Source organism: Erwinia persicina (assembly GCF_014838825.1).
GTDB classification, from domain to species: domain Bacteria; phylum Pseudomonadota; class Gammaproteobacteria; order Enterobacterales; family Enterobacteriaceae; genus Erwinia; species Erwinia persicina_A.
In genome coordinates this window covers 123,285-140,361 of the sequence record NZ_JACYMO010000002.1, presented here as the reverse complement: position 1 = coordinate 140,361, position 17,077 = coordinate 123,285, and the positions used below count along the sequence as shown (strand labels likewise).

At 56.1% G+C, this 17,077-nt stretch carries 18 protein-coding genes; 8 read left to right on the top strand and 10 right to left on the bottom strand.

What is annotated here, in order from left to right:
* The first annotated feature begins 13 nt into the window (after window positions 1-13).
* Window positions 14-1,615 (top strand): bifunctional glucose-1-phosphatase/inositol phosphatase, encoded by a 1,602-nt coding sequence (gene agp / locus IFU29_RS06710; RefSeq protein ID WP_191933246.1) that lies wholly within the window; start codon window positions 14-16, stop codon window positions 1,613-1,615.
* A gap of 130 nt (window positions 1,616-1,745) precedes the next feature.
* On the opposite strand, the gene IFU29_RS06705 is transcribed toward agp, so the two are convergent.
* The gene (locus tag IFU29_RS06705; protein ID WP_191933245.1) at window positions 1,746-3,119 is read right to left on the bottom strand and encodes an NAD-dependent succinate-semialdehyde dehydrogenase; all 1,374 of its coding nucleotides are present in this window, start codon (window positions 3,117-3,119) and stop codon (window positions 1,746-1,748) included.
* Window positions 3,120-3,274: 155 nt separating this feature from the next.
* A complete protein-coding gene (locus IFU29_RS06700) occupies window positions 3,275-3,505 on the bottom strand; it encodes a YccJ family protein (RefSeq protein ID WP_191933244.1) in 231 nt (76 codons plus the stop codon).
* A gap of 331 nt (window positions 3,506-3,836) precedes the next feature.
* Here IFU29_RS06700 and IFU29_RS06695 point away from each other — a divergent pair, with 331 nt between their 5' ends.
* Window positions 3,837-4,025 (top strand): general stress protein, encoded by a 189-nt coding sequence (locus tag IFU29_RS06695; RefSeq protein WP_191933243.1) that lies wholly within the window; start codon window positions 3,837-3,839, stop codon window positions 4,023-4,025.
* Window positions 4,026-4,141: 116 nt separating this feature from the next.
* A complete protein-coding gene (locus IFU29_RS06690; protein WP_191933242.1) occupies window positions 4,142-5,077 on the top strand; it encodes a DMT family transporter in 936 nt (311 codons plus the stop codon).
* An 11-nt stretch (window positions 5,078-5,088) separates the two neighbouring features.
* On the opposite strand, the gene rutG is transcribed toward IFU29_RS06690, so the two are convergent.
* Genes rutG through rutA form a run of 6 tightly spaced genes read right to left on the bottom strand, consistent with a single transcriptional unit; the run spans window position 5,089 to window position 10,056 of the window.
* Window positions 5,089-6,417 (bottom strand): pyrimidine utilization transport protein G, encoded by a 1,329-nt coding sequence (rutG, locus tag IFU29_RS06685; protein ID WP_191933241.1) that lies wholly within the window; start codon window positions 6,415-6,417, stop codon window positions 5,089-5,091.
* Window positions 6,418-6,451: 34 nt separating this feature from the next.
* The gene (gene rutF, locus IFU29_RS06680; protein WP_191933240.1) at window positions 6,452-6,985 is read right to left on the bottom strand and encodes an NADH-dependent FMN reductase RutF; all 534 of its coding nucleotides are present in this window, start codon (window positions 6,983-6,985) and stop codon (window positions 6,452-6,454) included.
* Entirely contained in the window at window positions 6,970-7,794 is an 825-nt protein-coding gene (rutD, locus tag IFU29_RS06675) for a pyrimidine utilization protein D (RefSeq protein WP_191933239.1), read from the bottom strand. The genes rutF and rutD overlap by 16 nt, the downstream gene beginning before the upstream one ends.
* 10 nt (window positions 7,795-7,804) lie before the next feature.
* Window positions 7,805-8,191, bottom strand: coding sequence for a pyrimidine utilization protein C (gene rutC / locus IFU29_RS06670; protein WP_191933238.1), 387 nt, complete (start codon window positions 8,189-8,191; stop codon window positions 7,805-7,807).
* A gap of 27 nt (window positions 8,192-8,218) precedes the next feature.
* The gene (rutB, locus tag IFU29_RS06665; protein WP_191933237.1) at window positions 8,219-8,965 is read right to left on the bottom strand and encodes a pyrimidine utilization protein B; all 747 of its coding nucleotides are present in this window, start codon (window positions 8,963-8,965) and stop codon (window positions 8,219-8,221) included.
* A complete protein-coding gene (gene rutA, locus IFU29_RS06660) occupies window positions 8,965-10,056 on the bottom strand; it encodes a pyrimidine utilization protein A (protein ID WP_191933236.1) in 1,092 nt (363 codons plus the stop codon). Before rutA ends, rutB begins: the two co-directional genes overlap by 1 nt.
* Window positions 10,057-10,343: 287 nt before the next feature.
* Between rutA and rutR the strand changes: the two genes are divergently transcribed.
* Complete coding sequence (rutR, locus tag IFU29_RS06655; protein WP_191933235.1) at window positions 10,344-11,009, top strand: HTH-type transcriptional regulator RutR; 666 nt, start codon at window positions 10,344-10,346, stop codon at window positions 11,007-11,009.
* 25 nt (window positions 11,010-11,034) lie between these two features.
* Window positions 11,035-12,015 carry a metal-dependent hydrolase gene (locus IFU29_RS06650; RefSeq protein ID WP_191933234.1) on the top strand — a complete coding sequence of 327 codons (981 nt, stop codon included), beginning with the start codon at window positions 11,035-11,037 and terminating at the stop codon, window positions 12,013-12,015.
* A 36-nt stretch (window positions 12,016-12,051) separates the two neighbouring features.
* Here IFU29_RS06650 and cycA read toward each other — a convergent pair whose 3' ends face one another.
* Window positions 12,052-13,446: a D-serine/D-alanine/glycine transporter gene (gene cycA / locus IFU29_RS06645; RefSeq protein WP_191933233.1), complete on the bottom strand. Its 1,395-nt coding sequence runs from the start codon at window positions 13,444-13,446 to the stop codon at window positions 12,052-12,054.
* A gap of 199 nt (window positions 13,447-13,645) precedes the next feature.
* On the opposite strand from cycA, the gene IFU29_RS06640 reads away from it, so the two are divergent.
* The 3 genes from IFU29_RS06640 to IFU29_RS06630 all read left to right on the top strand — a co-directional run bounded on the left by IFU29_RS06640 (window position 13,646) and on the right by IFU29_RS06630 (window position 16,728).
* Window positions 13,646-14,344, top strand: coding sequence for an extensin-like domain-containing protein (locus IFU29_RS06640; RefSeq protein ID WP_191933232.1), 699 nt, complete (start codon window positions 13,646-13,648; stop codon window positions 14,342-14,344).
* Between the two features lie 905 nt (window positions 14,345-15,249).
* Complete coding sequence (sdiA, locus tag IFU29_RS06635) at window positions 15,250-15,972, top strand: transcriptional regulator SdiA (protein WP_191933231.1); 723 nt, start codon at window positions 15,250-15,252, stop codon at window positions 15,970-15,972.
* A 129-nt stretch (window positions 15,973-16,101) separates the two neighbouring features.
* Window positions 16,102-16,728 (top strand): autoinducer synthase, encoded by a 627-nt coding sequence (locus IFU29_RS06630; protein WP_191933230.1) that lies wholly within the window; start codon window positions 16,102-16,104, stop codon window positions 16,726-16,728.
* Here IFU29_RS06630 and IFU29_RS06625 read toward each other — a convergent pair.
* On the bottom strand, window positions 16,725-17,063 hold the full coding sequence (locus IFU29_RS06625) for a GlpM family protein (RefSeq protein ID WP_191933229.1): 339 nt from the start codon (window positions 17,061-17,063) through the stop codon (window positions 16,725-16,727). The two genes, IFU29_RS06630 and IFU29_RS06625, sit on opposite strands and share 4 nt — an antisense overlap.
* Between the last annotated feature and the right edge of the window lie 14 nt (window positions 17,064-17,077).

Genomic DNA, 17,077 nt, shown 5'->3' with positions numbered 1-17,077 from the left:
ATGGAATATACATATGATCAAAAAGTTTAGTCTCTGTGCGCTGGCCGTTTGCTCCGCACTTTCCGCGATCCCTGCCTGGGCCGCTGATGGTGATTATCAGCTTGAGCAAGTCCTGATGATGAGCCGCCATAACCTGCGCGCGCCGTTAGCCGACAATGGCAGTGTACTGGCACAGGCGACTAAAAAGGCCTGGCCAAAGTGGGACGTACCCGGCGGGCAGCTGACCACCAAAGGGGGCGTACTGGAGGTCTACATGGGGCGCTATACCCGTGAGTGGCTGGCGCAGCAGGGGCTGGTGAAAGACGGAGAGTGTCCGGCACCGGATGATATCTATGCTTACGCCAACAGCCTGCAACGCACGGTGGCGACCGCGCAGTTCTTTATCACCGGCGCATTCCCCGGCTGTGATATTGCCGTTTCCCACCAGGACGAGATGGGAACCATGGACCCGGTATTTAATCCGGTGATCACCAACGACAGCGAAGACTTCAACAAACAGGCGCTGACCGCCATCAACGGCGAAGGCGAAAAACTGGCGTTAAAACCGGCTTTCCAGCGCCTGGAAAAAATCATCGATTATAAAAATTCGCCGGCCTGTGACGGCAAAAAACAGTGCGATCTTTCCAGCACTAACCAGAATAAATTCAGTGCCGATAATGGCAAAGAGCCAAACGTTTCAGGCCCGCTGAAAGTCGGTAATTCTCTGGTCGATGCTTTTACGCTGCAGTATTACGAAGGGTTCCCGATGGAGCAGGTCGCCTGGGGGCAGATTAAAACCCCGGAACAGTGGAAAGAGCTGGCAGCGATTAAAAATGGCTATCAGGACACGCTGTTTACCTCTCCGGTCGTGGCCCGTGAGGTGGCGGCTCCACTGGTGGACTACATTCGTAGTCAGCTGATCGACCAGGATAAAGCCAGCGCCCCGAAAGTGACGCTAATGGTGGGGCATGATTCAAATATCGCCTCACTGCTGACCGCGCTGGATTTCAAACCTTACGATCTGCCAGGACAAAATGAGCAAACGCCGATTGGCGGCATGGTTCAGTTCCAGCGCTGGCACGACAAGAAAAACGATCGCGAACTGGTGAAGGTTGAATATGTTTATCAGACCACCGGCCAGCTACGTGATGCAGAAGTCCTGTCACTGGCAAACCCACCGAAGCGTGTGACGCTGCAAATGGCCGGCTGCCCGACCGATGCTAACGGTTTCTGTTCATGGGATCAGTTCACGCAGGTACTAAACAAGTCCCTGCAGGGTACACCGCTGCAGGTGGCAGAGCAGGTACCTGCAGCAGCAGCAGCCACACCGGCAGCGAAACCCGCTGACGAAAAAGCCGTAGTCAATAAAACGCTGGCTGATAAAGCTGCCGCAGATCAGGCCGCAGCGGACAAAGCCGCCCAGGCGAAAGCTTCGGCCGAGAAAGCTGCCGCCGATAAGGCCGCTGCGGATAAAGCGGCGAAAGAAAAAGCGACAGCGGATAAGGCTGCGGCTGAGCAGGCGGCTAAGGATAAAGCCGCCGCAGAGAAAGCTTCTGCCGAAAAAGCGAAAGCCGATAAGGCAGCAGCGGACAGCGCGACGCCGGCTAAACCGGCGGTCCAGCCGGCAACAAACTAAGGGATCGGAACGGCCGCTGACGGCGGTTCCGCATTCAGACGTAAAAAGGGGTGACCGGCTAACCGGTCACCCCTTTTTTATGCCAGGACGTTAAGCCTGCGGGAGCCCGTTACGGCCTCCCGCTATGCGATTAATCGCTGCTCACCACCACCAGCTTCTGGTTCACAAACTCTTTGATCCCCAGGTCGGAAAGCTCACGGCCGTAACCTGAACGCTTCACGCCGCCGAACGGCAGTTCGGCTGCCGTATTGGTCGCGGAGTTAATGTACACCATTCCGGTTTCGATACGGGAAGCCAGAGCTTTACCCCGATTGATATCCCGGGTAAAGACCGCACCGCCCAGGCCATAGTGCGAATCGTTGGCCAGTTTCACCACTTCATCATCATCTTTCACGATGTAGATCTGTGCAACGGGGCCGAAGAACTCCTCGAAGTAGGCTGGATTATCGCGGGTGATGCCGGTCAGGATCGTCGGCTGATAGAAACAGCCTTCTCCCGGAACCGGTGCGCCGCCCAGCAGCACTTTCGCGCCTTTTTCCTTCGCCTGCTGAACCTGTTTATGCAGGCTGTCGCGTGCCTCTGCCGAGGACAGCGGGCCAAGTGTGGTGCTGGCATCCAGTGGATCGCCGATTTTTGCGGCTTTAAACGTTTCGGTCATTTTTTCGATAAAGCGATCGGCCACTTTCTCATGAACGAGGAAGCGCTTGGCGGCCGTACAGACCTGACCGCAGTTGCTCAGACGCGCCCCTGCACCTGCCTTCACGGCTTTATCCAGGTCGCAGTCATCCAGTACCACAAACACGTCATTACCGCCCAGTTCGAGGGTGGTTTTTTTCAGGTATTTGCCCGCCTGCTGCGCAACGGCGCTGCCCGCACGCTCGGAGCCGGTCAGCGCCGCGCCCTGCACCCGGTCATCGGCAATCAGCGTGGCGACCTGATCGTTACTGGCAAAAATATTTGTCCAGGCTCCCGCAGGAGCACCGGCTTCCGTTACCAGTGATTCAAACAGGGTAGCGCAGTGCGGCACATTCTGCGCATGCTTCGCCAGCACCGGGTTGCCGGCGGCAAGATTCGGTGCCAGTACGCGCATCAGCTGATAGAAAGGGAAATTCCACGGCTCAACGGCGACAAGTACACCAATGGGATGGTTCTCAACCCACGCTTCGCCCAGCTCTGTGGGATACGGGGTGGGTGCAAGAAAACGCTCTGCGTTCTCAGCATAATAGCGGGCGATTTGTGCGCACAGCTGCACTTCGCCCCGGCTCTGTTCAATGAGTTTGCCCATCTCGACGCTGGCGGCTTCAGCCAGAGCGTCAACACGGCTGTCAATCAGGTCTGCCAGCTTTTTCAGCACCTGCAGACGGGGCTGCATCGCCCCTTTAGACCAGTCAGAGTGATACAGCGCGTCAGCCGTGGCCAGTGCCTGTTCAATCTGGCTGTCGCTGTGGTCGGGCCAGGATTTGATCAGCTTATTACTTGCGGGATTAATCGTCTGGTACGGCATGATGCCTCCTTTGGATAGTGTCAGTAATCAGCCGGGTTCTGGCTGTAATCTGTTAACCCGGTATAAGGGTAGTCGACAGAATGAAGGTCGTTTCGGTTCTCGGACGAGTCTCACCGGGCTGATTATCAGAGCGGGCGTCGCTGCCCGCCGTTGTGCTACACGTTCTTGCGTTCAACCACCTTACTGTCCCAGGTCAGGACATCGGCATCGGTTTTTTCAAAGGCACGTAACAGCACCTCATCACTTCCCTGCTGCGCCCAGATCCCTTCAGCCAGCCGCTCGTCGTAATTTGCGACCTCGAAAATGGCTTCGGCAATTTCGGGGGAGGTGTTGCGCAGACTGGCCCATTCGCCAACGTGATGAGCTTTCGATTGTTGTGTCGCCATAATGCTCTCCTGGGTTGATGTCGTCCGTTATTAAGGTGACTTATCAGTATAGAAGAGCGGGGGTGAACTGTCCGTGGCGAGGGTAGCATTTGCCTGGAAAATCGCCTGCCACCACATTTTTTGCCACAATCCATTAATAAAAATTAAGAGGAGAAATCAGCATGTTCCCACCTTCCCGGCACAGGGAACGGGCAGGAAGAGCACATCCCCCACGGTATACACTACGCTTAATCAGGTGGCAGACGACAGCGTCTGCTGCCATTGCACCGGTTCATCACAGCGTGAGCGGGCACAATGCAGAATGATGTCTTAACTATATCGGAGGTAAGAAATGGCAGAACATCGTGGTGGATCTGGAAATTTCGCTGAAGACCGTCAAAGAGCATCAGAAGCGGGACGCAAAGGTGGGAAGGTCAGCGGGGGAAATTTTAAAAATGACCCTAAGCGCGCCTCTGCCGCCGGGGAAAAAGGCGGCCGAAACAGTCGTGGCAGCAAAAGTAAAACGGACGACGTAGCATAATCAGGGATGCCACCCACCGCCGGTTTTCCGGCGGTGCAGACGGCCCCCATGTACAGCGCTTGACCCTCCTCAGCTAACCCCTCACACTGACGCCAAATTTTCAGCAGAGTACTCTGATGTCAGGTTTGTTTTCTCGTTATAAGTTTGCAGTGAATCCCCAGGAAGGGGTACTGATCCTCATTACCATGGTCTGGGGCGGGACGTTTCTGGCCGTCCATCATGCCATGACAGTCAGTGGGCCGTTCTTTTTTATTGGTGTGCGCTTTGCCACGGCGGCCTTGCTGCTGGGCGTTATTTCCTGGCGCGTGCTGCGCGGAATGACCTGGTACGAGATCAAGGCCGGCACGCTGATAGGGCTGGCGATTGGTCTGGGCTACGGGCTGCAAACCTACGGCATGCAGACCATTTCCAGCAGCAAATCGGCCTTTATCACGGCGCTATACGTGCCGCTGGTGCCCATTTTACAGTGGGTTTTCCTCGGCCGGATGCCGGGTCTGATGTCGTGGGCGGGGATCGTGCTGGCATTTGGTGGTCTGCTGCTGCTGGCGGGCCCGGAAAGCGGTGAACTGGCGCTAAACGCCGGTGAAATCGCCACCCTGCTGAGTACGCTGGCGATTGCCGCGGAAATTATTCTGATTGGAGCCAGTGCCGGAAAAGTTAACGTCCAGCGGGTTACGGTGATCCAGCTGGCGGCGGCGTCGGTGTTTGGTTTTATCATGATGGCCCCGAACGGAGAGACGGTGCCGTCTTTCAGCCCCTATCTGCTTTACAGCGCTGTGGGACTCGGGATGGCCAGCGCCCTGATTCAGGTGACAATGAACTGGGCGCAGCGCAGCGTTTCACCTACGCGCGCCACGGTGATCTATGCGGGAGAACCGGTTTGGGCTGGTATTGTCGGCCGCATCGCCGGTGAAAGGCTGCCTGCCATCGCCCTGCTTGGGGGAGCGCTGATCGTACTGGGCGTGCTGATCAGTGAAATGAAGTTAAAACGCAAAAAAACGGCACAGCCAAATTCCCCGCAGGCAGAGAGACAGGGGCCTTCCGGCCCCTGAAGCAGACAGCGTCAGCGCTCCTCACGCACTGCGCTCTGCCCGGTTAAGGGCGCAGTACGCTGGTAGCTGAGCAGCGCGTTAAGTAAAATCGCGCCAAAGGTGGCCGTGCCAATTCCACCCAGCGTAAAGCTACCGATCTTCAGCGCGAAATCTCCTGCCCCCAGCACCAGCGTGACGGCCACCATAATCAGATTTCCATTCTGGCTCAGGTCGACATGATTCTGAACCCAGATGCGTGCTCCGGCCACTGCGATCAGACCGAAAACGACAATGGATGCTCCGCCAATGACCGGGCCTGGAATGGTGTGAATTAAGGCACCAAACTTCGGCGAAAAGCCCAGTATCAAAGCAATGACCGCCGCGGCGACAAACACCAGCGTGGAGTAGACCTTGGTTACCGCCATGACGCCAATATTCTCCGCATAGGTAGTGACGCCGCTACCGCCGACGCTGCCGGACAGGAGGGTGGCTACCCCGTCACCGACAAAGGCCCGGCCCATATACGGGTCAAGATTGCGTCCGGTCATACCGGCCACAGCTTTAAGATGCCCGAGGTTTTCGGCCACCAGAATCACTGCGACCGGGGCGATCATTACCATCGCCTGGGTACTGAAAGTCGGGTGGGTGATCAGCGGCATGCCCAACCAGGGGGCGCTGGCCAGCAGGCTGAAATCGACAGGTTTCCCCAGGCCCAATCCGTTGGTCAGCAGGGCATAGATTGCCCAGGCGGCAATCAGCCCGATAAGGATCAGCAGGCGCTGTACCATACCCCGGGTAAACACCGCCACCCCCCCAATGCACAGCACCGTCATCACCGCCATCCAGCTGTCGAACGTGGAGGCAGAGACACCCCGTACGGCGATCGGTGCCAGGTTAAGACCGATGGCCATCACCACGGCACCGGTTACTACCGGCGGCATCAGCTTTTCTATCCAGCGGGTACCGGCCTTCATCACCACAAACCCGATCAGTGTGTAAACCAGGCCGCAGGCAATAATTCCGCCGAGAGCGACGCTGAGATGGGGATTAAGACCCTGACCGCTGAACCCGGTGACGGCGATCACCACGCCGACAAACGCCGCGCTGGAACCAAGATAGCTTGGTACGCGACCTCCGGTGATGGCGAAGAACAGCAGCGTACCCACCCCGGACATCAGGATCGACAGGTTCGGATCCAGCCCCATCAACAGCGGCATCAGTACCGTGGCACCAAACATCGCCACCGCATGCTGTAAGCCCATGACCATCGTTTGCCCAGCGGGCAGTGTTTCATCAGGTGCGACGATACCCGTTGCTGATGCCGTCGTTTTCGACCATTTCGGGAACCAGGAAGCTGCCATTGAGATCTCCGGAGTATGAGTACTGCATGAAAAATCAGAAACTGCGCTGGGGCAACGGATGGTAGCCGCGATCGAACCAGATCAGGCCATGCGGGTTGTCACTGACTATCAGCGCCTGCGCTTCGCCGACCAGAATGTCGTGGGTGCCCACGCTCATCACTTGGGTGACCACGCAGTCAAATGACACCAGCGCATCGCTTAAGATCGGCGAACCGGTGGCCAGCGTGGACCAGCTGGCGACGGCAAAACGCTGATCCATGGGCGTTTTACCGCCGAACAACGTGGATAAATCTTCATGGCCAGCTGCCAGCGTATTGACACAGAGCTGCCTGTTTTGCTGGAAGGTCTCATACACTGACGCGGAACGATTCAGGCACACCAGTAGGGTGGGGGGCGTGTCGGTGACGCTGCACACGGCCGAGGCGGTAAATCCGGCGCGGCCGGCGGGGCCATCAGTGGTAATGATGTTAACGGCCGCGCCCAGGCGCGCCATAGCGTTACGAAACTGTCGTTTGTCTACGCTGGCAGGCAGGGTTTCCGCGGCTGGCGTACTCAGGGCTTCTGACATAGTGGCTCCATATCGGCGTGGCTGACGGCCGGGCTGCTCTCCAGCAGCCAGCTCATCAGCAGAGAGTTAAAGGTAGAACTGTCGGTGACGCTCATCGCGTGCCCCCCCCAGTCCATGCGGTGCAGGGTAGCGTGAGGCAGCGCTGCCTGCAGCCGTTGAGAACAGGTCCAGGGCACCAGCAGGTCGTCGCGGGAACAGAGCAGCAGTACCGGCTGGGTGATGCGGCCAGCCCGATCGCTGTAGTCACAGGCCATCAGCGCGTGGAGGCGCTTCAGTAAATTATCCCTCCCCTGAAAATGTGCGGCGTGCAGGGTATCTTCCGCTTCAATGCGCGCCTGATTATCCGACAGCCAGTCAGCCGGGTAGAGAAACAGCGGCTGGGCGCGGACAAACGCCTCGACGCCGGCGTGTATCAGCAGATCCTGCCGCACGTGAAAACAGCGTCGCGTATGCGCATCCAGCGTTAGCCAGCCGTTGACCAGAACCAGCCGCGAGACGCGTTGCGGGTAGTCCAGCGCCAGCTGCAGGGCAACCATGCCGCCGAGCGCGTGGCCCACTATATCGAACAGCATAATATGGTGCTGTTCCAGCAGGGAGGCCAGCTCAGAGGCCATGTCCCGCATACTGTAGCCTTCCGGCAGGGTATCCGGGCTGCGGCCGGTGCCGCGCTGGTCATAAACCACCACGCGAAACGCCCGGCGCAGTTCATTCATCTGCGGCAGCCAGAAGCTTCCCAGCCCGCCGAGTCCGGCAGATAGCACCAGGGTCCTGGCCCCGGGGTCGTCGCGGCCTGACAGCTCAATATGCATAGTGAACGCCTTATTTTCCGATATGGGCCACGCTGGCAATTTCAATCAGCGCATCGGGTTTCACCAGTCCGCACTGGATGCAGAAGCGGGCCGGTTTTTCGCCGGGAAAATAGTCGGCATACACCGCATTCACCGCCGCGTAGTGCTGCCAGTCGGTAATAAAAATGGAATTGAAGGTCACGTCATCCATCGTGCCGCCTGCCGTTTCAATCACGCTTTTGATGATTTCCAGCACGTGACGGGTCTGCGCGGCGGCATCGCCGATGTGAACAACATTGTTATCTTTATCGAATGGCAGGGTACCGGACACGTACACCACACCGTCCGCCAGCGTGCCGGGAACAAAGGGGGCAATCGGGATACCCGTGCCCGGCGGGGTGATAATGGTTTTTGGCATGACTGTGCTCCGTTAAATGAGTCAGAGTTAAGCCGTCTGTGTGACGGCGGCGGGTTCAGTCTGCAGCGCGTGACAGAAGCTGCCGACGTCAGAGACCCAGCCAAAGAAGGTTTCGATATTGAATATCGCTGCCTGCTGGACAAATTGCGGGCCAGCCTGGTAGGTCGCATCCTCCAGGACAATGCCGAAATACTCCAGGAAGAAACCATCCCGCAGCGTTGATTCGACACAGACATTGGTGGCAATCCCGGTAAAGACCAGGTGGCGGATGCCCCGGCTACGTAACATGCTGTCCAGCGCGGTATTGAAGAAGCCGCTATAGCGCGGTTTTGGCAGCACAATATCACCTGGCTGTGGCGTTAGCTGATCGACCAGTTCATAGTCCCAGCTGCCTTTTGCCAGCAGCGTGCCCTGAAGCTGCGGGTTCTGACGCATGGTTTTCAGGGCGTTAGACTTATGCCAGTTGGGCGATCCCGGGCCTCCGGCTTCCACGTACTGATCGTCCCAGCCATTCTGGAACCAGATCACCTGAATACCGGCGGCGCGTGCGGCGTTCACCGCCACGTTGATCTGCTCGATCACCGGACGGGTCGCCGACACGTCAAAGCCGGCCAGATCAAGATAGCCGCCGGGCGTGGCATAGGCGTTCTGCATATCCACGACAATCAGGGCCGTCTGCTCCGGGGGAAAGACAATGGCCTCCGGGCGTGCTGGCAGGGTAATGGCATTCTGCGCCGAGGCGGTGGTACAGATCACGGCAGGTTTATCCTTCATTACGCCACCTCCCGCGCGGCGTCAGTGATGCCAGTGCGGCACGCCATCAGCGGCTGGATGCGCTCACCAAACTGATCAATACCCTGAAGGAAGTCATCAAAGGTCAGCAGGACACCCTGCGTTCCCTCCACCGAGGCCACCTCGTCCAGCATCCGCGCTACGTTCGCGTAAGAACCGACAAGGGTGCCCATATTGATATTGACGGCGGACGTCGGGTCGGCCATCTGGCGTACGTTGGTATCACTGCCGGAGCGCTTATCCTGCTGACTCTGGGTAGTCAGCCAGGACAGCGCTTCTTCATCGGCACCGGCTTTGTAATGCTCCCATTTGGCCCGTGCGGCCTCGTCGGTTTCATCCGCGATGATCATAAACAGCACGTAGGATCCGACATCACGCCCCTGCGCATCGGCAGCGGTCTTCATACGAGCCGCCGTCGGGGCGAATGCGGTAGGGGTATTAACGCCCCTGCCAAAGCAGAAGTTATAGTCGGCGTGTTTTGCTGAAAACTCCATGCCGGCATCGCTCTGACCGGCGCAGATCACCTTCATCGGCTTCTGCGGCTGCGGGCTGAGGCGACAGTCATTCATGGTAAAGAATTCCCCTTTGAGATCAGATTTACCGCTGCCCCACAAATCGCGCAGTACGCTGACATACTCGGTAAGGTAGTCATAGCGGCGTGAGAAATATTCATCGCCGGGCCACAGGCCCATCTGATCGTATTCTGGTTTCTGCCAGCCAGTGACCAGATTGACACCAAAGCGGCCACCGGAAATGGAGTCAATGGTGGAAGCCATACGCGCGACGATCGCCGGAGGCAGGGTCAGCGTGGCGGCCGTGGCATAAATTTCAATGCGCGAGGTGACGGCGGCCAGCCCGGCCATCAGCGTGAAGGATTCCAGGTTATGGTCCCAGAACTCCGTTTTACCGCCAAAGCCACGCAGTTTGATCATCGACAGAGCGAAGTCGAAATGATAATGCTCGGCTTTTTGCACAATGGCTTTGTTCAGCTCAAACGTCGGCATGTACTGCGGCGCATTGTTGGAGATCAGCCAGCCGTTGTTACCGATCGGGATAAAAACACCAATTTTCATGAGACATCCTCTGCGTAAGTGAACGTGTAAATCCCGGCGCTGCCGTGCCTCCCGCACTCTCCGTTGAAGCGGCGCTGTTAATCAGGTTGCAAGGGCTGTGCCAGTTTAGGAAAAGAGATAAATAACAAGCTGTTGAATAAATACGGTAAAAACGGGCTGGACTGATGGGTCCATTTCAGACCAGTTGGTAAAAAATCTGCACGGAAAGCAGGCAGGTGTGGTCAATAAAAGTGCATGTGCGTGATTAGGTATGCGCCAGGTGATTTGTTATTATCCCCGCACCCCACATGGATCATGGAGTCACGGTGAATTCAGCTGACCAATTACCGGCTAAAGCCCCGACGCGGCGTTCACGCGCGGTGGCAGCAAAGCGTTCCGCTATCTTGTCTGCGGCCCTGGAATATTTTTCGCAGTTTGGCATCCACGGCACCAGCCTGGATAAGGTGGCTGAACGTGCCGATGTGTCTAAAACCAATCTGCTTTATTACTTCCCTTCCAAAGAAGAGCTCTATATCGCGGTGTTGAAAGACCTGCTGGACGTCTGGCTGGCTCCGCTACGCGCCCTGCGCCATGACCAGCATCCTCTTGAAGCGATACGTGACTATATCCGTCTGAAACTGGAGGTTTCCCGCGACCATCCACAGGCTTCACGCCTGTTCTGTATGGAGATGCTGCAGGGGGCACCGCTACTGAAAGCCGAGCTGGCCGGGGATTTACGTCATCTGGTGGAGGATAAGGCGACGGTGATTGAAACCTGGGTGCGGGAGGGCAAGCTGGCGGCCGTGCAGCCGAACCATCTTATATTTATGCTGTGGGCAACGACCCAGCACTATGCGGATTTTGCCACGCAGGTGGAGGCGATCACCGGGCAGACCCTGAATGACGAGTCTTTCTTTAACCAGACGGTCGACAATGTCCAGCACATGGTGATTGAAGGTATCCGCGTACGTTAATGCCAGTGACAAACAGGACAGGATAATGGATTCCGTATCACAACTTTTACTGGGAGCCTCGGTAGGCGTCGCGGTCATGGGGCGCAGAGTCCCGGTATGGCAGGCGGCTGCCGTGGGTGCCGTGTGCGGCACGCTGCCGGACCTGGATGTCTTTATCGATCATGGCGATGCCATTCGCAATATGACCCTGCACCGCACCGAGAGCCATGCGCTTTTCTGGCTGTCGCTGGTTTCACCGCTTCTGGCCTGGCTGGTGTCCCGCCTGGCCCGTCAGCCGCAGCTGTTCCCGCGCTGGTGGGGGGCGGTATGGCTGGCACTGATCACTCACCCGTTACTTGATCTGACCACCGTGTATGGTACTCAGCTCGCACTGCCGTTTACCGATCGGCCTTTTGCCATTGGAAGCATGTTTATCATCGACCCGCTGTATACCCTGCCGCTGCTGGTGGGTGTCATTGCAGCCCTGGTATGGCGACATCCCCGGGGGAGCCGCTGGAATAGGGTGGGCCTGAGTCTTAGTTGCCTCTACCTGCTGTGGAGCATGGGTGCGCAGGCGTGGGTCAGGCACCAGGTTGAGCAGCATCTGGTACAGCAGGACGATCGCGTGCAGCAGTTGCTGGTGACGCCAACCGCCTTCAATACGCTGCAGTGGCGCGTGGTGGTGATGACCGCAGATCGCTATCAGGAAGGGTTTTATTCCCTGTTGAGCAGTGATAAACCCCTGACGCTGACGACGCACGATAATGGCAGCGCGCTCTACCAGCAGTTCAGCTCTAACTGGTACGTGCAGCGCGTGGTGTGGTTCAGCCGTGGCTTTTATGCCATGAAGCGGGTAGGGGAGCATATTACCATTACAGACCTGCGGATGGGGGAGGAGCCGGACTACAGTTTTACCTTTGATCTGGGGCCTGAGCCGCTAAAAGAGGGGCCGTTTAAACCGGAGAGAGTCAGCGTACAGCGCCCGCCGCTGGGGCAGGCGATGCACAAGCTGTGGTCACGTTTTTAAAGGCAGCGGGTCAGAGGACGATCTGACCCGCCTTAATCATGCGGCCTTACGTTTACGCAGGAACCAGCCCACCGCCAGCAGGATAAACCACAGCGGGGTGACCATCAGCGCCTGACGGGTATCCTCTTCCAGGGTCAGCAGCACCAGCACGAAGGCAAAGAAGGCCATACAGACCCAGCACATGAGCTTGCCCAGCGGCATCTTATAGGCTGATTCCGCGTGACGTTGCGGGTGCTTCTTACGGTAGGCAAGGTAGGAACAGAGAATAATTGTCCAGACAAACATAAACAGGATTGCTGACACCGTGGTGACCAGGGTGAAGACCGTCATCACGTTCGGGATCAGATAAATCAGGGCAACGCCACCCAGCAGACACAGGCAGGAGAAGAACAGCCCGGTTGTCGGCACCGCGCGGCGGGAAAGCATGCCGAAGCGGCGATGCGCGACGCCCTGCTGCGCCAGACCATAGAGCATACGGCTGGTGGAGAAGATGCCGCTGTTAGCAGATGAGGCTGCCGAAGTCAGCACCACAAAGTTAACGATACTGGCCGCTGCCGGTAAACCAATCAGCACGAACATTTCAACGAACGGGCTGCGATCGGCCACCACCTGGTCCCATGGCGTGACGGCCATGATCACCATCAGCGACAGCACGTAGAACATGATGATACGCAGCGGAATGGCATTAATCGCGCGCGGCAGTACGGTTCTCGGGTTGTGCGTTTCCGCCGCGGCGGTTCCCACCAGTTCGATGCCGACAAAGGCAAATACCGCAATCTGGAAGCCGGCAAAGAAGCCGCTCAGTCCTTTCGGGAACATGCCGCCGTGATCCCAGATATTACTCAGCGAGGCCGTGCCTCCCCCGGGTGATGGGTAGTGCATTGCTACCAGCACAATCCCGGTAGCAATCAGCGCCACGATGGCGACGATTTTTATGATTGCGAACCAGAACTCCATCTCCCCGAAGAGTTTTACCGTGGCGATGTTCAGCGACAGGAACACGACAATGCAGAGCAGGGCGCTCATCCATATCGAGAAGTCCGGGAACCAGAGTTGAAAATAGGAGCTGATTGCCACGACGTCGGCAATGCCGGTGACCACCCAGCAGAACCAGTAAGTCCAGCCGGTAAAATAGCCTGCCCAGGGGCCCAGCAGGTCGGCGGCAAAGTCGCTGAAGGATTTGTACTCAAGATTGGAAAGCAGCAGTTCGCCCATTGCCCGCATTACGAAGAACAGCATAAAGCCGATGATCATATAGACGAAGATAATTGACGGTCCGGCGAGGCTGATGGTTTTTCCCGATCCCATAAACAGACCAGTACCGATAGCCCCGCCGATGGCAATAAGCTGAATATGACGATTGTGCAAGTTTCGCTGGAGCGATACGGGCTCTTCGGCGGAGGCGGCGGCCTCTTTTAATTGATCAACCATTACGGGTTTCCTGTCGTGTGTGATGAGACGAAAGCTCTGACGGCTTTTCTGATGTCTGATGTTGTCGGGGTTAGTACGATCAAGAGCTTAACGTAAAAATCGGGCGGATAAAGCAAAATTGCAGCTAAACTGCGTTTAGTGTGCATCGCTTGCTTAAAAACCCGGCGTCACTTTTACCGGCTACCTGAAAGGAGGGGAGATGAAGCGATTAATTTCGCTGGGGATAGTACTTCTGGTCTGTTGGGGCGGGGTCAGGTTCATACTGCCCAAATTACCTCCGCAGTGGGATCCGTTTGCGCCGCTGTCCGTGACCGATGCACCGACCATGGTCACGCGTTACAAGCTGAGGCAGCTGGCCGCCAGTCCTGAAGCCTGTCTGGCCGTGCTGCAGCAGGCCCAGGTGAAAGGCTATGTGAGTTTTACCCGCCCCGGTTCACAGCAGGGTCAGTGCCCCCTGGTGGATCCGGTCAGAGTGATCCGCTTTGGCGATGTGACGCTCAGCGGCGCTTTCCTCAGCAGCTGCGCGCTGGCCGTCAGCAGCACCATGATGGTCACGCAGACGCTGAAACCGCTGGCTGCCAGCGAGCTGGGTTCACCGCTGGCGCGTATCGATCACTTAGGCAGCTTCGCCTGTCGCAATATTTACCATCGGGCCCAGGGGCGGTTAAGTGAACACGCCACGGCAGACGCCTGGGATATCAGTGGGTTCCGTTTGCAAAACGGCAGGCGTATCAGCGTGCTTAATCACTGGTCTGAAGAGAGTGCGCGTGGCCGCTGGCTACACGCCGTCTTTGCCGGCAGTTGCGATCTGTTCGGCACCGCACTGGGCCCGAATTACAATGCGGCCCACGCCAACCATTTCCATTTTGGTATGCGTGGCTTCGGCCTTTGTCGTTAGGGTGAGGGTGTGCATCGCCTTTACCCGTGGCAAATACGAGGAGAAAAATTAAGCCCGCGTGAGCGGGGACGCTGATAAAGGCTGCGCCTGATTTTATTTCTGACGGGTTGAAAAATAAAAAAGACATTCCCATAAAGGGGGCCAGGATCGGCGTTGATAAAACCGGCCCGTACAGTTCGCAACATGACCCAACAGAAAGCGGTCGGCAAGCCGACGCTGGCACAGAATAATAGCGCTTTGCGGGGAGCCTTCAGCCTCTTTTAACACCAACAGGATGCAGGTACCGGCTTTTGCTCCCTCCCTGATAGTCGGTACTGACAGAAAGGCGTGATCTTAAAACGGGGAACAGGGCCTTAAGTGTGGGCTGGCACAATCCCATGTAAAGGTTGTGGAGTTATCTGATGTTCATTCACCTTCATTAATCTATGCTGTAAAACTCAAATGGTCATAGAGGCGAGACTTTTCTATAGGTATCAGTGTATTTATGCCGGTGCGCTTGAGCAGAACAGCCCTGTGGGCAGGGATTGACCACCGGATAGTGTAAAACTATTAGATGTAATACCGATAACAAATAGGTCAAAATTATTGAATGTTTATAGGAAAAATCCTATTCTACCGCAGTAAGGTGAGGCAGGTGAGAAATCGATGTATCTTGTTGACGGCGCTTAAAGAAAAAAATAATGCAGAGCATCAATAAGGTGGGCGGGCTTTTCAGGCTTATTGGCCTGAACCTTTTCACGCGATTCACTGACCGGTACCTGAACATCAAAAATTGTGTTTCTGCAAGAAGTATTGCGCCGGAAAATTAGATTGTATTCGCAATTTTATTCATTTTTTATGCGGTATTAATCAACATAAGAATGATAATCAGGCGAGGCATCACTCCCTGACCGGCTGAGGCGTTAATGACATCTGAGAACTATTTCAGCTGGCGATCCGAAATGCAATTAGCCTTTCGCAATGGAAGCGATGTTGCTCATATTACCCGGTTAATTGAACAACAGGCGAACGAACTGGAATTCGATTTTTATGCACTTTTTATTCGGCATCCGGTGCCTTTTACCCGGCCCAAGACTTTTTTTTACTGTAATTATCCCAAAAAATGGGTTGAGTATTATTTGCAGGAAGACTTCGCCCGGTCCGACCCGGTGTTGAAAAAATGTTTTTTGCCCGGAGTAGTATGGCAGTGGCAAGCGGTTGAGGCGGGTGACGGTCAGCGTGTGCTGGATGCGGCGCGGGAGCATGGTATCTGCCAGGGCATCTCATGCTCTGTGCTGGCAAACAACAGAGCCGTAGGAATATTATCTCTTTCTACGGCCAGTTCATCTAAAAATAGGGCATTAACACCGGAAATTGAACTTAAACTCCAGTATATTTCGGAGCTGGCTATGGCTGCGCTCATTACGATGAATGATATTTCGATGTCCATCGCCAGACTGGAATTAAGTGAAAGGGAACGTGAAATTCTTAAATGGACAGCGGAGGGGAAAACATCAGCGGAAATATCACTGATCCTTTCAATTTCTGAGAATACGGTTAACTTTCACCAAAAAAACATGCAAAAACGATTTAACGCACCAAATAAAACGCAAGTTGCCTCTTATGCAGCAGCAATCGGTTTAATCTGATAGAGGTTGCAACTACCAGATTTGGTAGTTTCGAATAACTAACTGGTTGTCTACCCTGCGCCCAGGGTAGCAACCCTGCCCGAACCGTCAGGAGCGGCGCTCACGAGGGAATGCGACAGGGGATCATAAATGAAGATTATCCAGACCAAGCTGAAGGACATGCCATCGTCGTTGTTGGCAGAATTAGGAAGTTACCGTTACAGCGTCTTCGCCAGGGGCGAAGGGTGGTCGATTCCGTCACGCCTGAGTACACCCGGTCAGGAATATGACCGCTACGATCGTTCTGATGTCATCTGGCTGATAGCCTGGACCGCGCAGCATGGAATTTGCGGCTGTGCCCGTCTGATGGCCTGGCACGATCCGGATAATAACCGCGCGGTGGCAGGCGGTGACAGCACCCGTATCGACAGTCAGGTTGTCTGGGAGATGTCACGCTTTTCTGCCCGACTGGAAATTGATGCCGAGCTGCCGCTGAATATTTTATGGCATGCGGTGCAGCTGGCGGAGCAGTCCGGTATTCAGTATCTGTTCAGCGCGGCAACGCCGATGCTGGAGCAGATGTTTGAACAGCATCAGGTGGACTACGACCTGCTGACTCCGGGGATTATTCAGTCAGAAGACAATCTGTTTGCGGTCAAAATTCCGGTCAGGCAGCCCCATCTTGCGGAGAAGTTCCACGGTGCGCGTCGGTTCAGACCGGAAGAGGTGCTGCCGACATTAGGGGTATCCGTGAGCTGGGGGCCGCGCGATCGTTAACCGTGCCACTTTGACCACAGCGCGATCAGTAACCATGCTGCTGCGCACCAGCACGAAACGGCTGCCAGCAGTGCAAGGGGCAGCCGCAGTAGCGTAATAAAATACCAGAGGCTCAGCAGATAGATAAAATAGGGCACTATCGCCCACATGCCGAAGATAATGGTGGTACGCAGGGCATCAATGCCGCGTTCGCTGGCCACGATATAATGGGCGATCAGGGCAAAGGTGGGGAACAGCGGGATTAATCCGGCGATGTAGTAATGGCGAGTTTTAGACAGCACGCCAATCAGCACCACGACGAGTGCCCCCAGTGCCGCTTTGAAAAGTAAGGCCATTGTTTTGTTCTGTC